The sequence below is a fragment of the Kitasatospora sp. NPDC038210 genome, assembly GCF_055600605.1.
In genome coordinates, this window is the sequence record NZ_JBVJYK010000013.1 from 158,741 (window position 1) to 172,681 (window position 13,941).

General features: G+C 72.9%; 12 protein-coding genes. 6 read left to right on the plus strand and 6 right to left on the minus strand.

Annotated elements, in window-relative coordinates:
• Positions 1–140: 140 nt before the first annotated feature.
• From ACZ7KX_RS25885 to ACZ7KX_RS25895, 3 genes are all read right to left on the minus strand, one after another.
• A complete protein-coding gene (locus ACZ7KX_RS25885) occupies positions 141–1,478 on the minus strand; it encodes a S8 family peptidase (protein WP_470328538.1) in 1,338 nt (445 codons plus the stop codon).
• 355 nt (positions 1,479–1,833) lie between these two features.
• A complete protein-coding gene (locus tag ACZ7KX_RS25890) occupies positions 1,834–2,001 on the minus strand; it encodes a hypothetical protein (RefSeq protein WP_470328539.1) in 168 nt (55 codons plus the stop codon).
• 285 nt (positions 2,002–2,286) lie between these two features.
• Positions 2,287–3,315: a helix-turn-helix domain-containing protein gene (locus tag ACZ7KX_RS25895; RefSeq protein ID WP_470328540.1), complete on the minus strand. Its 1,029-nt coding sequence runs from the start codon at positions 3,313–3,315 to the stop codon at positions 2,287–2,289.
• Positions 3,316–3,598: 283 nt separating this feature from the next.
• On the opposite strand from ACZ7KX_RS25895, the gene ACZ7KX_RS25900 reads away from it, so the two are divergent.
• Entirely contained in the window at positions 3,599–4,228 is a 630-nt protein-coding gene (locus ACZ7KX_RS25900; protein ID WP_470328541.1) for a TetR/AcrR family transcriptional regulator, read from the plus strand.
• The gene (locus ACZ7KX_RS25905; protein WP_470328542.1) at positions 4,225–5,601 is read left to right on the plus strand and encodes a carotenoid oxygenase family protein; all 1,377 of its coding nucleotides are present in this window, start codon (positions 4,225–4,227) and stop codon (positions 5,599–5,601) included. The genes ACZ7KX_RS25900 and ACZ7KX_RS25905 overlap by 4 nt, the downstream gene beginning before the upstream one ends.
• 267 nt (positions 5,602–5,868) lie before the next feature.
• On the opposite strand, the gene ACZ7KX_RS25910 is transcribed toward ACZ7KX_RS25905, so the two are convergent.
• Positions 5,869–6,720: a LysR family transcriptional regulator gene (locus ACZ7KX_RS25910; RefSeq protein WP_470328543.1), complete on the minus strand. Its 852-nt coding sequence runs from the start codon at positions 6,718–6,720 to the stop codon at positions 5,869–5,871.
• Between the two features lie 95 nt (positions 6,721–6,815).
• Between ACZ7KX_RS25910 and ACZ7KX_RS25915 the strand changes: the two genes are divergently transcribed.
• From ACZ7KX_RS25915 to ACZ7KX_RS25930, 4 genes are all read left to right on the plus strand, one after another.
• Positions 6,816–7,547: an SDR family oxidoreductase gene (locus ACZ7KX_RS25915; protein WP_470328544.1), complete on the plus strand. Its 732-nt coding sequence runs from the start codon at positions 6,816–6,818 to the stop codon at positions 7,545–7,547.
• 264 nt (positions 7,548–7,811) lie between these two features.
• Positions 7,812–9,158, plus strand: a complete 1,347-nt coding sequence (locus ACZ7KX_RS25920) for a cytochrome P450 (protein ID WP_470328545.1) — start codon at positions 7,812–7,814, stop codon at positions 9,156–9,158.
• A 44-nt stretch (positions 9,159–9,202) separates the two neighbouring features.
• A complete protein-coding gene (locus ACZ7KX_RS25925; protein WP_470328546.1) occupies positions 9,203–10,186 on the plus strand; it encodes a terpene synthase family protein in 984 nt (327 codons plus the stop codon).
• Positions 10,183–11,751 carry a hypothetical protein gene (locus ACZ7KX_RS25930; RefSeq protein ID WP_470328547.1) on the plus strand — a complete coding sequence of 523 codons (1,569 nt, stop codon included), beginning with the start codon at positions 10,183–10,185 and terminating at the stop codon, positions 11,749–11,751. Before ACZ7KX_RS25925 ends, ACZ7KX_RS25930 begins: the two co-directional genes overlap by 4 nt.
• Here ACZ7KX_RS25930 and ACZ7KX_RS25935 read toward each other — a convergent pair.
• On the minus strand, positions 11,741–12,358 hold the full coding sequence (locus ACZ7KX_RS25935) for a hypothetical protein (protein ID WP_470328548.1): 618 nt from the start codon (positions 12,356–12,358) through the stop codon (positions 11,741–11,743). The genes ACZ7KX_RS25930 and ACZ7KX_RS25935 overlap by 11 nt on opposite strands.
• Before the next feature lie 202 nt (positions 12,359–12,560).
• The gene (locus tag ACZ7KX_RS25940) at positions 12,561–13,718 is read right to left on the minus strand and encodes a carboxylate-amine ligase (protein ID WP_470328549.1); all 1,158 of its coding nucleotides are present in this window, start codon (positions 13,716–13,718) and stop codon (positions 12,561–12,563) included.
• Positions 13,719–13,941 lie beyond the last annotated feature (223 nt).

The window sequence follows — 13,941 nt, forward strand, 5'->3', positions numbered from 1 at the left end:
AAGGCGGCCGGTACCGGAGCGTCGTGTCCCTGCGCCCTGGACGGACGGGGAACGGGACACCCGGATTGCCGGTTCCGGCCCGGGCTACGGCGGGGGCGGTTGCTTCAGGGGCCCCGAGCCGTGGTCATCGACGGCTCCGGCTACCTGGCGGCGTTTCCCAGCCCGCCGACGTAGAGGAGCCGGTTGGGGGTGCCGGTCCCGGCGTTGCCGATCTTGCCGGGGGTGGCGGCCTTGATCAGTGCGTCCTGGACCTGGGCGGGGGTGGCCGTGGGGTGGGCCGACAGGTAGAGGGCGGCGGCGCCGGTCACGTGCGGTGCCGCCATCGAGGTGCCCGTCAGCTTGTGGCTGTCGTTGTCGCCGGTGTTCCAGGCCGAGGTGATGCCGGTGCCGGGGGCGAACAGGTCGGTGCACGTGCCCCAGTCGGAGTCCGAGCGGCGCTGGTCGTCGGAGGTGGAGTTGTTCACCACGATGGCCTCGCCGATGTCACCGGGCGAGTTCCTGCACGCGTCGGCGTTGCCGTTGCCGGAGGAGACCACCCAGGTGACCCCGGAGGCGATGGAGTTGCGGATCGCCTTGTCCTCGGCGGCGCTGACGCCGCCGTTGATGCTCATGTTGACCACGGCCGGCTTGACGGCGTGCTCGGTGATCCAGTCGGCGGCGGACACGATGGCCGAGGTGGGGATGGAGTCGTTGCAGGGGGTGACGCGGACGGAGACCAGCTTCACGCCCTTGGCCACGCCGTAGTCGCTGCCGCCGATGGTGCCCGCGACGTGGGTGCCGTGCCCGATGCAGTCGGCGCCGTTGCGGCCGTCGCCGACCAGGTCCACCCCGATGACGGCCCGCCCGCCGAACTGGGTGTGCGTGGTGCGCAGTCCGCTGTCGACCAGGTAGACGGTGACGTTGGAGGCGGTGTTCGGCGCGGTGTAGCTGTTGTCCAGCGGCAGGTTGCGCTGGTCGATCCGGTCCAGTCCCCAACTGGCCACCGAGGACGCCCGGGTGGCTTCCGGAGCCGACCCCGAGTGCCGGACGCTGTCCTGCTCCACGGACTCGACCGCCGGGTCCGACGCCACCGACTTCGCCTGGGCCGGTGTCATCTCGGCGACGTAGCCCTGCAGCGCCGTGCCGAAGACGGTGCGGACGGAGCCGCCATGGGCGTTCGCCAGCCGGCCGGCGACGGAGGCGGCCGACGTCTGCGCGGCCTGCGCACCTTGGCCGGTGGCCGCCCGGCCGGCTTCTGCGGCGGCTCCCCGGGGGACGTCCGAGGACGCCACCGCGCCGTCCTTGAACACCACCAGGTAGCGGCCGGCTATGGGTTCTGCAGCCGTCGGCGCCCCGTCGGAGGCGTGCGGGGCGGCGTTCGCCGGGCTGATCACCACGGCGGCGGCCGCGGCGGCGACGACGGTGGCCGCGACGATCACGGCCGTCGGCTTCGTCCTGCGGGCGTGACGGCGGGTGCGACGGGTGCGGTACAGGGACACGGTAACCCCTTGGGGGAGTGCGGCGAGGGTTCGCCGGTTCGGGAACGTGGACGGGGGACGCGTGCCGGCCGACGACGCGGAGGCTGTCGCCGTCCGAGCGGATCCATGACGGTCGGGCTCATCCGGCCTGCGGCGCGCGGGTGGGACGGCGGGCGGGACGGCAGACGGGACGGCGTGCGCGGCCCGGGTGGCGGTACGGCGCGTCGGGTTGCGCGGCCCCGGGGCGTTGTGAAGTAGGGGCGTGATCGCGACGACGGAGGCCCGGGCCTCTACGACCGGTCAGCAGAGGCCCCGCCGCGCCCGGCCCGCGGGGCACGGTCGGCGAACGGACCGGCCACGGTGCCCCCGGAGGGCGTCAGTGCGTCCCGTCGAGGTACGACGGGAGGTTCTTCGCGACGCCGCTCACGTCGGGCTCCCACGGCTTCTCGCCGGGCAGCGAGGTGGTGGAGGCCTGGGCCTCGGCCGGGACGAGCGCGGCGACGTCGACCGCCATGCGGGCGCCGGGGGCGAACTTCTGGAGCATGGACGTTCTCCTGCTGTGGGGTCAGGGAAGTGGTGGTGCCGGGCGAAGCCGTTCACCCGGCCCGGTCGTGGGTACGATCGAATCCCGGGGAACGGGCCCACCCACCGCACGGTGCGGAGGATTCGAGCTCCGGCCGGTGGGGGTCCGTGGGCATTAGAAATACCGTCAGAAATGCTCCGCCAGGCGCCACTTGCCGCCATTGGCGCGTTGTGGCCACAAAGGTCGGATACGGCCGGTCGCGCGGCGAGCGCGGGCGAACACCCACCGGAACCGCTCCCGACCTGGTCAGATCCAGCCGTTGCGCGCCGCGTGCAGCGCCATCTGGAAGCGGGTGACCGATCCGGCGCGGGAGTTGAGCTGTTCGAGGTGGCGCGAGAGGGTGCGGCGGCTGACACCCAGCAGTTCGGCGATGGTCTCGTCGGTGACCCCGGTGGCGAGCAGCTCGATGATGCGCCGGTGGATCGGGGCGAGTGCCGACGGCACGCGGCCGCTCAGGTGCATCGGCAACGCGGTCCGCCAGGACGCCTCGAACAGCCCCGTGAGCGCGGACAACAGGCTCGACGGGCGGACCAGCAGCAGGGAGTCGTTGACCTCCGCCTCGACGAACGACATCGACACGATGGCCAGTCTGCCGTCGAAGATGGTGAGCTTCACCGGGACGGTGGGCAGGATCCGGGCCTGTTCCCCGGCGGCTATGCACGGCTTGATGTTGACGGCGTAGTAGGCGGCGTCCTGGACGGCGGACCTGGAGTACACGACCCGGTACGCCACGCCCTGCCGGAGGTTCTCGATCTGGATCGGGTTGGCCGCCCGGTTCGTGTGGTAGGGCGGCGAGTCGAAGCGCAGGACCTCGCTCTCGGCGGCCGCTTCGATGGTCTCGATGCGCTCCACGATGGAGTCGCCGGTGACGACCTCGACCAGGTTCTCGGTCGGTTGGGGACTGACCGAACGCCGGTACCCGCCATAGGCGTTGACGGCGGCCTGCTGGGCCTCGCGGAGCTCCGCGGCACGGCTGTGCGCCAGGAACTCCAGCGCGACGGTGGGCTCTACGGGCACGTGCCGACGCCCCCCGGTCTCCGAGACGGTGACCAGGCCCAGTCTGCGCAGCTGTGCGAGATCCTCGTCGAGTGCCGGGTCCCCGTCCGGGCCACGGTCCCCGAGGGCTTCCCGGTCACGCCCCGGGTTCCGGGCCGGATTCCGGGGCGGCTGGTCGCCGTCGCCGGACCGGACGGCGAGCAGCGCCGCGTAGGCCTCCGCTTCACGGCGCGTCAGTCCCAGACGACACAGGTGCGTCGGCAGGTCCTCGTCGGTCATCAGCGTTCCTCCCGGTGAGGGCAGGCCGACTCGCGCGTGCACCGGAAACGGCACGGCCGCTCCGGCCCGTCGCTGCCGGCTGCGTGCGGTGTGCCCGGCATCGTGACACGTACCAATCGGTAGGTGTCGGGCGGGACCACCCCGAACCAAGATCCACACCGGGCCCGACCGAGATCCACACCACCCGGCCGGGCCCGGGACCGGCAGCGAGATCGTCACCGTCACCACCGACCTGTCCGGCCAGGCGCGGGTAACAACGTTACCCATGAGCTACAGTGTTACCGTGAACTCGCCCTACCAGGACGCTCAACGCGCCGGCCAAGCAGCCGTACGCACCGTGATCCTCGACCACGCCATCGACCTGCTGGTCACGGAGGGGCCCGCCGCGCTGACGATGCGGCGGATCTCGACCGGGATCGGCGCCTCGACCAAGGTCCTGTACACCATGTTCGGCGGCAAGGAAGGGCTGGTCGACGCGCTGTACCGGGAGGGGTTCGCCCGCCTGCGGCGAGTGCAGCAGCAAGTCCCCCGGGCACCAGACCCGTTGACCCACCTCAACGACCTCGCGGCCGCCTACCGTGCACACGCACTGGCCGAACCGGCCTACTACCGGGCGATGTTCGAGCAGGCGATGCCCGGCTTCCGGCCGAGTGCCGAAGCCCTGGGCGCGGCCGAGAGCGCCTTCGACGCCTCCGTGGCGGCCGTTCAGGCATGCATCGATTCCGGCGTGTTCGGGCCGGGAGACGCGCACGAGATCTCGAAGCTTCTCTGGGCGGCGGCACATGGGGCGGTGAGCCTGGAGATCGCCGGCCACTTCCCGCCGGAGGCCGCGGCTCGCCGCTTCACCACACTGATGGCGGCGGTGGGACAGGCGTTCCTCGCCGACGAGCAGGGACAAGGACGGACGTCATGACGATCAACCGCTATCTGTCGGGGAGTTTCGCGCCGGTCACCGAGGAGGTCACTGCGTTAGACCTGCCGGTCACCGGCCGGATCCCGGCCCACCTCAACGGCCGCTATCTGCGGAACGGCCCCAACCCGCTCGGCATCGAGGACCCCGCCGCCCACATCTGGACGCTCGGTGCCGGCATGGTGCACGGCGTCCGCATCCGCGACGGCCGTGCCGAATGGTACCGCAACCGCTGGGTGCGCTCATCGGCCGTCGCCGACCGGCTGGGGGAACCACGGCGTGGGACTCCCGTCGACGAGCGGCTGGACATGGCGCCGAACGTCCAGGTCGCGGGGCTCGCGGGCCGCACGTTCGCCCTGTTGGAGGGCGGGATACGCCCGTACGAACTCGGCTACGACCTCGACACGGTGGGCCCCTGCGATCTCGGAGCGACTCCTGAGGGCTACAGCTCCAATGCCCATTCCGTCTTCGACCCGCACACCCGGGAGCTGCACTCGCTCGCCTTCCTGTACGGCTCGCCTCACGTCCAGCACATCGTGATGAACGAATCCGGCACGGTGGTGCGGACCACGCTGATCCGTACGCCCGGAAATCCCTACATGCACGACTTCGCGCTGACCGAACACCATGTGGTCCTCTTCGACGCCCCGGTGGTCTTCAGCGCCGCTCACCTGCCGACCGGAGTCCCCTTCGTCTGGGACGAATCCCACCAGGCACGGGTGGGTGTGATGCCACGAACGGGCGGCGAGGTGCGCTGGTTCGAGGTCGCCCCCAGCCTGGTGGGGCACACGCTCAACGCGTACGAGGACGGCACGGACGTGGTCATCGACATCGTCCTGCACCCCGAGGGCTTCAACATCAGGGACTTCGGCACCAGCCGTCCCACCCTGGACCGCTGGCGGGTCGACCTGGTCGCCGGAAAGGTCCGGGAAGAGCGGCTGGACGACCGCATCCAGGAGTTTCCCCGGGTCAACTCCCTCTGCGTCGGACGCCCTCACCGATACGGGTACTCGGCCGCGGTCGAGCTCTACGCACCGCCCACCGGTCCGGGCGACCCGCGGCCGATCGAGGGGTTCAGCAGTGCGCTGCTCAAGCACGACCTGGTACGCGGTACGACCGAGGCACACGAGTTCGGCCGGTTCGGGGCCGTGGGCGAGGGCGTGTTCGTCCCCGCGGAGTCGCCCGTCACCGAGGACGACGGATATGTGATGGCTTACGTGCACGACCCCGAGCGCGACGCGGCGGATCTGGTGATCCTCTCCGCCCGGGACTTCACGGGCGAGCCGGTCGCCCGCGTCCACCTTCCGGTGCGGATCCCCCTCGGCCTCCACGGCAACTGGGTCCCGGGGGACCCCTGGAGCGGCGCCCGTCCCTAGGGACCGTCCTCAAACCCCCGCCTGCGGGGCGACGCTCCCCCAGTGGCCGGGAGGTGCCCCCATCCTCGGCCTTGCGATGCACGCACCCCAACGCCGCCCCGCCGCCCTCCGGGCGGACGACGGGGGCTTGAAGACGGTCCCCAGCGGCCGATTCCCGGCCGAGGGGCGAACAGCCGGATGTCGCCGGGACTCCCCGGCTCCCGGCGAGCGGGGTGGCCGTCATGCCGACGGCATCGTCTTCAGGGGATCAGCGACCGGACGGTGGTGCTACTGGAGGCGTGTCGCGGTCCGGACGAGGTCGGCGACGGCCCTGGACCGGCTGTGCGGCGGCCAGGCGATCACGGTGGTGACCTTCGGCGCGTCCAGCACGGGCACGGCAGCGAGGTCATCGTGCAGTTGGGACCGGCACGACTCCGGTGCGACCGAGCAGGCCCGGCCGAGCGCGACGAGCTGCAACAACTGTGCGTGGTCGCGGACCTGGGGGCCGGGCCCGGGCGGGTAGGTGCCGTCGGGGTCGGGCCAACGGGGCAGGGGCAGACCCGGGAGCCCGGTGATGTCGGCCATGTGCACATGGGCCCGGGCGGTGAGCGGATGCCCGGCCGGCAGGACCACCACCTGGCCCTCCGTGCCGAGCTCCTCGACGTGGAGCCCGGCCGTCGAGTCGAACGGCCGGTGCAGCAGCGCCACATCGGCCTGGCCCTGGCGCAGGAAGCGCCCCTGCTCGGCCGGTCCGCACAGGATGACCTCCACGGGCACCGCACCGGGTTCGGCGGCGTACGCGTCGAGCAGGTTCGCCAGCAGTTCACGGGACGCGCTGGCCTTCGTGACCAGGATCAGGCCGGGGCCGTCGGTCGCGGAAAGGGCCGCGCGACGGGTCCGGCGTTCGGCGGCCTCGACCGCTCCCAGGGCCGCCCGGCCCTCGACCAGCAGCACCGCGCCGGCCTCGGTCAGCGCGACGGTTCGGCTGGTCCGGTCCAGAAGCAGTACCCCGAGCCGCCGTTCGAGCTGCTGGATCGCCCGTGACAGGGGTGGCTGTGCGATGCCGAGGCGCTGGGCGGCACGCCCGAAGTGCAGCTCCTCGGCGACAGCGACGAAGTACCGCAGTTCCCGCGTCTCCATGCGGTCACGCTACCCCGGATCAATACCCGGACGGTATCGGTGTCCACCCGATCGGTCTTGGACCACGGACCGGGGTCGGGAGCAGCATGGTTCCCATGAGCGAACGAACGATCGCGCTGGTGACCGGCGCGAACAAGGGAATCGGCTACGAGATCGCCACGGGCCTGGGCGCCCTCGGCTGGAGCGTCGGCGTCGGCGCCCGCGACACTCAGCGCCGTCAGGCCGCGGTGGACCGACTGCGCGCGGCCGGCGTCGACGCGTTCGGCGTGCCCCTGGACGTGACCGACGACGCGAGCGTGACCGCTGCCGCACGGCTGATCGAGGACCGTGCCGGGCACCTCGACGTACTCGTCAACAACGCCGCCATCACCGGCGGCATGCCGCAGGAACCCACCCGCGTCGATCCCGCCACGATCCGAACAGTCGTGGAGACCAACGTGATCGGCGTCATCCGCGTCACCAACGCGATGCTGCCGCTGCTGCACCGCTCCGCCTCACCGCGGATCGTGAACATGTCCAGCAGCGTCGGCTCCCTCACCCGGCAGTCCGGAGCCGACGGCGAGCAGGCGATCGGCCCGGTGGCAGCGGCGTACTCGCCGTCGAAGACGTTCCTGAACGCCGTCACACTCCAGTACGTCCGGGAGCTGAGCGGTACGAACATCCTGATCAACGTCGGCTGCCCCGGCTACGTCGCGACCGACCTCAACGGCTTCCGCGGGGTGCGAACCCCCGAAGAGGGCGCGGCGATTGCCGTCAAGCTCGCAACACTGCCCGACGGCGGCCCGACCGGCCAGTTCTTCGAGGACGCCGGCGCAGTGCCCTGGTGAGGGGCACGGCGGCCGTCCCGCTCCCGTTCCCCCGCCCTTGCCGTGCAGCGGACCGGAGCGGTCCCTGACCGCCGGTCAACCAGGGTGTGACGCAGGCCGGCTGCCGGCCGGCGCGGGGCCCGGCCGCTCGGGGAGGCCGGTGGCCACCTGCGACGAGCCCGCCGCACCCTCACTCGCACGGGTGACGCACGGAGTGGCGTCACCCGTGTCGGGGGCGGGTGCGCGGGAGGCTTGCCGCCCGCGCACCTCGGTGGAAGGTCTGTGATGGCGTTCGACGTCCGCTCCGAGCTCGCTTCGATCCGGTTGGCGCCGGGGGCCCGGCCGGTGCTGGGGCACACCCCGGCCATGGTGCGGGATCCGCTGGCCTTCCTGGACGGACTGCCCCGTCACCGGCCGTTGCTGCGACTGCGGTTGGGGCCGAGCACCCTGGTCCTGGTCTGCGACCCGCAGCTGGTCCGCCAGGTCTTCCTGGACGACCGGACCTTCGACAAGGGCGGTCCGCTGTACGAGCGGGTCCGCGAGGTCCTCGGCAACGGGCTCGTCACGTGCCCGCACCGCGACCACCGGCGCCAGCGGCGTCTGTGCCAGCCGTCCTTCCACTCCGACCGGCTGCCCAACGTCGTCGCCGCAGCGGTCAGTGCCGCGCAGGAGACGACCGGGTCCTGGCGCGACGGGCAGGTTCTCGACGTCATCGCCCAGTCCGTGGCGTTCGCGACCCGCGGCATCCTGGGGAGCCTGTTCAGCACCTCGCTGCCCGATGCCACCGGCGAGCGGATCCGCCGAATGCTCGCCGTCCTCGATGACGGGATCTTCCGACGCGCTTTCAGCCCCGCTCTCGTCAACCGGCTACCGCTGCCTGCCAACCGGCGCTACCGGGACGCCGCGGCCGGGCTTCGCCGCGAGGTCGCCGCGATCCTCCGCGCCCGCCGTGCGGAGCGGCGCGACCACGGGGACCTGCTCTCCGCTCTCCTGGGCGTCGCCGGCTCCGAGGCCGGCGGCCACGGCGCGCAGACGTTGTCCGACACGGAGATCGTCGACCAGGTTCAGGTCTTCCTGCACGCGGGCGTGGAGGCCAATGCCGTCACCCTGGCCTGGTCGCTGCACCTTCTGGCCGAGCATCCGGCGGTCGCCGAGGGTGTGCGTGCAGAGTGCGATGCCGTCGTGGGCGACACCGCTTGCGCACCGGAACACCTGCCCCGCCTCGTCCTGACCCGGGCCGTGGTGACCGAGGCTCTGCGGCTCTACCCGCCGGCCTGGCTCCTGACCCGCTCGGTGGAGGAGAGCACGGACCTCGGCGGCGCCCGGCTGCCCGCGGGCACCGCCGTCGCCCTCAGCCCCTACCTCCTGCACCGCCGTCCCGAGCTCCACCCCCGGCCCGAGCTCTTCGACCCGGAGCGCTGGCGCGACAGCCCGCCCGACCGTACCGCCTTCCTCCCCTTCGGGGCCGGGGCCCGCAAGTGCATCGGCGACCGCCAGGGCGTGGAGAGCGTCGTGACCGGGCTCGCCGTCATCACCCGGAACTGGCAACTGACCCCCTCCACCAGGGCGTCGCCGCGGCCCCGCGCCCTCCTGATGCCGCGTGGCCTGCAGTTGCGGGCGAACGCCCGGTGAGCGGCGCCACCCCAAGGAGCCGGGACTCCCGGGGAACCGAGCCGATGACCGAGGACCTCCCCGTCCTCCCGGACATCCCCTGTCCGTTCCCCTCCACCTTCGGTGCCCAGCCGCACCCGCACGCCGAGACGGCCGAGAACGACGTCCTGGCACTCCTGGACGGCATCGACGCCCCGGCCCGGCTGCGACGCAGGCTCGCCGACATCGGCCTCGGGCCCCTCACCGGCCGGCTCTACCCCGGTACCTCCCGTCACGGACTGCGCCTGGCCATGCTCTACTACGCCCAGTTCTGCCTGCACGAGGACTGGATCACCCGCCAGGACCCCGCCGCCCTCACCCGCGTCTACGACCGCGTCCTGGCCGCCTTCGACGGGGAGCCCGTCACCTCGGACGACCTGCCGCTCACCCGGCTGACCGCCCGCCTCGCCCGGGACCTGCGCGCCTTCCGCCTGCCCGAGCACACCGGGCGCTTCCGCACCGCACTGAGCGACTACCTGGGCGCCCACCTGTGGGAGGCGGACCTCCAACGCCACCGGCGCTCACCCACGCTGGCCGAGTACCGGCACCTGCGGCCCGTCGTCCTGGGCGTGCGCCCGCTGCACGAGCTGTACCCGCTCATCCACGAGCGGCCCGTACCCGCGCACCTGCTGGGCCACCCCGTGGTCGAGGCCCTGGGCGCCATGATGGTCAACTTCCACGTCCTGGCCAATGACGTGCACTCCCTGGCCAAGGAACTGCGCGGGGAGAGGCACCCCCTCAACACCGTGCTCGTCCTGCGCGCCGAGAAGGGCCTGACCCTGCAACAGGGCGTCGACGCCACCGCCCGCGCCGCCGCGAAGGAACTGGCCGCCTACCAGCAGCTCAAGGCGGCCCTGCCGCGCCTGGGCCTGGATCACCCGGCGCTCGCCGCCCACCTGGCCGACGTGGAACGCCTCGCCGCGGACGCCGTCGCCTGGCACCTCGCCACCCCCCGCTACCAGGTCGCCTCCCGCCAGCAGTCCGCCCCCGACGGAGGAACCGGCTCGTGAGCGCCCGCGGCTCCGCCCACGACCACGCCCTGCACCGGCTGCGGGCCCTCGTCGACGACCTCGGCGCCGGCGGCGGAGCCATCACCCCCGCCGTCTACGACACCGCCCGCACCGCGGCCCTCCTGCCGCACCGCCCCCGCACCGGCGAGATGCTCCACTGGCTCACCACCCGGCAGCAGCCCGACGGCGGCTGGGGCGACCCGCTGACCCCCCACGCCCGCGACCTTCCCACGCTCGCGGCCGTCCTCGCCCTCACCCCCCACCCCGCCGACCGGCCGGCCACCGAAGGCGGCATCGCCTTCCTGCACCGGCACGCCGCGCAGGTATGGAACGGACCGGTACCCCAGGACATCCCGGTCGGGCTGGAACTGCTCCTGCCTCCGCTCCTCGCCGAAGCCCGCACCGCCCATCCCACGCTGCCCACCGCCCCGTACGACGCGCTGCGCGTCCTGGGCAAGCGGCGTCGGAAGCTGATCGCTCAAGGCGCACCGCACGCCGCCGGCACCGCGGCCGTCCACTCCTGGGAGGGCTGGGGCCGCGCCACGCCTCCGCCACCGGTCGACGGCAGCGGAGGCGTCGGCCACAGCCCGGCCGCCACCGCGGCCGCCCTCCACCACCTCGAACGCCGGGCCCCGGCCGCCGTGCACCACCTCGGACGCCAGGCCCCGGCCGACACCCTGCACGCCTATCTCGCGCGGGCCACCGCCAACCGGCCGCCCCTCCTGCCCACGGTCTGGCCCATCGACGTCTTCGAACGGACCTGGGCCCTGCACGCCCTGGCCCTGGCCGGCCTGCTCGACCACCCGCACCTCGCGACCTCGTGCGCCCGCCAGCTCGACGTCCTCCAGGCGGCGCACACCCCCGCAGGCCTGGGCATGAGCGAGCACTTCATGCCGGACGGGGACATCACCGCCACCGCGAACCTCACGCTCGCCCTCGCGGGCCGCCCCAGCGACCCCGCCGTGGTCGAACGCTTCCGCCACGACGACCACTACCGCACCTACCCGGGCGAACTCCAGCCCTCGCTGACCACCACCGCCCACGCCCTCCACGCCCGGACGCACGCCGACCCGGCCGGGCCCACCGGCCCCGCCCACCGCTTCCTGCGCGAGCGCCAGGACGCGGACGGCCGCTGGAGCGGCGACAAGTGGCACACCTCCTGGATCTACACCACCGCCCAGGTCATGTTCGCCCTGCCCTCCGGCACCGCCGCCCGGCGTGGCGCCGAAGCCCTCCTGGGCGCCCAACGACCCGACGGCGGCTGGGGCGCCCACCAGCACGCCACCGCCGGCGAGACCGGGTACGCCGTCCTCGCCCTCCGGACCCACCGCACTCCCGACACCGCCCCCGCCCTCGCCCGCGCCGCCCGCTGGCTCGCCCGCTGGCAGGAATCCGGCGGGGTCTGCGACTGCTACCGGTGGACGGGGAAGGAGCCCTACTGTCCTCAGCGCATCGACCGCGTCGTCGCCCACGCGGCCTTCCTCGCCGCTGCCCGGAACTCACGGACCCGGCCGGCGGTCCCCACACTTTCCGACCCCGCCCGGGAGGCGACGTTCAGGCCGTGACGGTGCCACCGCACGTGGCGAGAAGGTCTCCGGGTGCGACGGAGCCGGCTCCGAAAGCCGCGTTGACGGCGTCGGCGAACTCGGGTTGGACCGAAAGGCGCGCGTCGGAGAGGTCCAGGTTCACCCGCGGTGGGACGACGGAGCGCACGTCGGGGGTGATCTTCGGTCGGGCGGCGACGTTCAGGACCGGCATGCGGGTGCCGGCAGGATCCACGGTCGTCTGGACGACGAAGGTGGTGTCGCCGGTGAGACTGCCGTCGCTGTTCGAGATCTGGACGTAGTGACCGGCGGCGTCGGTGAGGGCGAAGCCGCCCTTCGTCGTCGCGCGGATGTAGACCGAGTTCGCCAACGCGACGGGGTTCCCGACCGAGGCCAGGTCGATGGTGGCGGTGCCGGTCGCGTCGACCAGCCGAAACGCCGTCGGGCTGCTCCCGGGCGTGAGGGCCCTGAAGGTGACGCCGTCCTTCTTCCAGGCGAGCTCGCACTCCGCGCCGCCGGTGCCCAACGGCAGCGTGACCGAGGTGCCGGCGAAGCAGAACGGAGCCGCAGCCGCAGCCGCGGTCAGGACGGTGGCGGAGACGACGACGAGGATCGTCCTGCGTGACATGGGAAGGAACTCCTTGCTCGGGTTGCGCTTCCCCCCACTGGTGGCCTGCCTTCACCGTGCTGGTGCGGGGTTGGTCGCGACAACCCCTCCGGTCCGACCAGCCGTACGGGTACACCCGTTCGGCTCGGCGGGACGAGCGACACGCCGGTGGCCAGGGTGGGCGGCCGGACGTCGCCGCGCCGTCACGCTCCGGCCACCGGGCTCAGGCCGCCGCGCTCTCCGCCGCGATCATCGCTATCAGTCCGGAGCGCCCGTGTTCCGCCAGGTGCCGACGCTGGCGTTCGGCGCCGTTGCCCTCGTCCAGCAGGCGCTCGACCAGCGGGACCACCGCACGGGTGTCACCCAGTTCGTCCATGACCGGACCGAGCGCGGCCAGCATGGAGGCGACGAGTTCGCCGGTCGGCCGGGACAGTCCCGTCGCCGGATCGTGCAGGGTGCCGTCCATTCCGTACCGGGCGGCGTGCCACCCCGCGCCGTCCAGGCTCTCCGGCGTCCGCTCCGGCGCGGGACGTCCGGCGGCCGCGTCCCGCATCGCCGTGACGACCAGCGCGCGCACCAGCCCGGCCAGCATCACCGCCTCGTCGGCGCGCAACTGGACGTCCATCGCGCGCAGTTCGACGGTGGGGAACTTCGCCGAGAGCCGGGCCTGCCAGTACAGCTGGCCCCGGTCGCGGATCAGCCGGGCATCCAGCAGGTGGCCGATGCGGCGCTCGTAGTCCTCCGCGTCGGTGAAGTACGGCGGGATCCCGCTGATCGGCCAGCGGCTGAAGACCACCGTGCGCCAACTCGCGTAGCCGGTGTCGGAGCCGTACCACAGCGGCGAGTTGGCCGACAGCGCAGTCAGCACCGGCAGCCAGGGCCGGAGGCGGTTCAGCACCTCGACACCCGTCTGCGGGTCGGGCACGGCCACGTGCACGTGCATGCCGTTGATGAGCGCCTCGTCGGCCAGCCGCGACATGTTCTGCCTGATGGCGCGGTAGCGCGGGGCGTCGACGATCGCCGGGGGCGTGGAGGGGGCGTACGGGGCGGTGCCGCACGCGGCGAGCCGGCAGCCGGCCGTCTCGGCGGCGGCCGCGAGCGCGTGCCGCAGGCGCAGCAGATGGCCGCCGACCTCGGCGAGGTCCCGGCAGACCGGGGTGGCCACCTCCACCTGCGCCTGGAGCAGCTCGTTCTGCAGCTCGGTGCGGTGCACGGCGGGGTGCAGTCCGGCCTCCTCCTGCACCGCGTCGACGTGCGGCAGCGGCAGACCGCTGTCCGGGTCGAGCAGCAGGTACTCCTCCTCGACGCCGATGGTCGGACGGCCGCCCGCATCCGGGGTGAGCAGGCCGTCACCGCCTGTCATGTCGGTGCCAGTGCCCATAACTGCGGGTTACCCGCCCATCTGATGGCCAACCGGCACAGGCGCAGCCCGGCTGCCCGGTTCGGGGCGCCCGGCCTGTTCACGGACCTGGAGCCGGCGCGGATCGTCCGGCACCAGGACGTCACGTGGCAGTGTCAGTGGCGGGGGCTACGCTCCCCACACCCTGAGGAAACCCCGGAAGACCGCCCCTCGACTTCGCCAACAGGAGGCGGTCTTCCGGCCC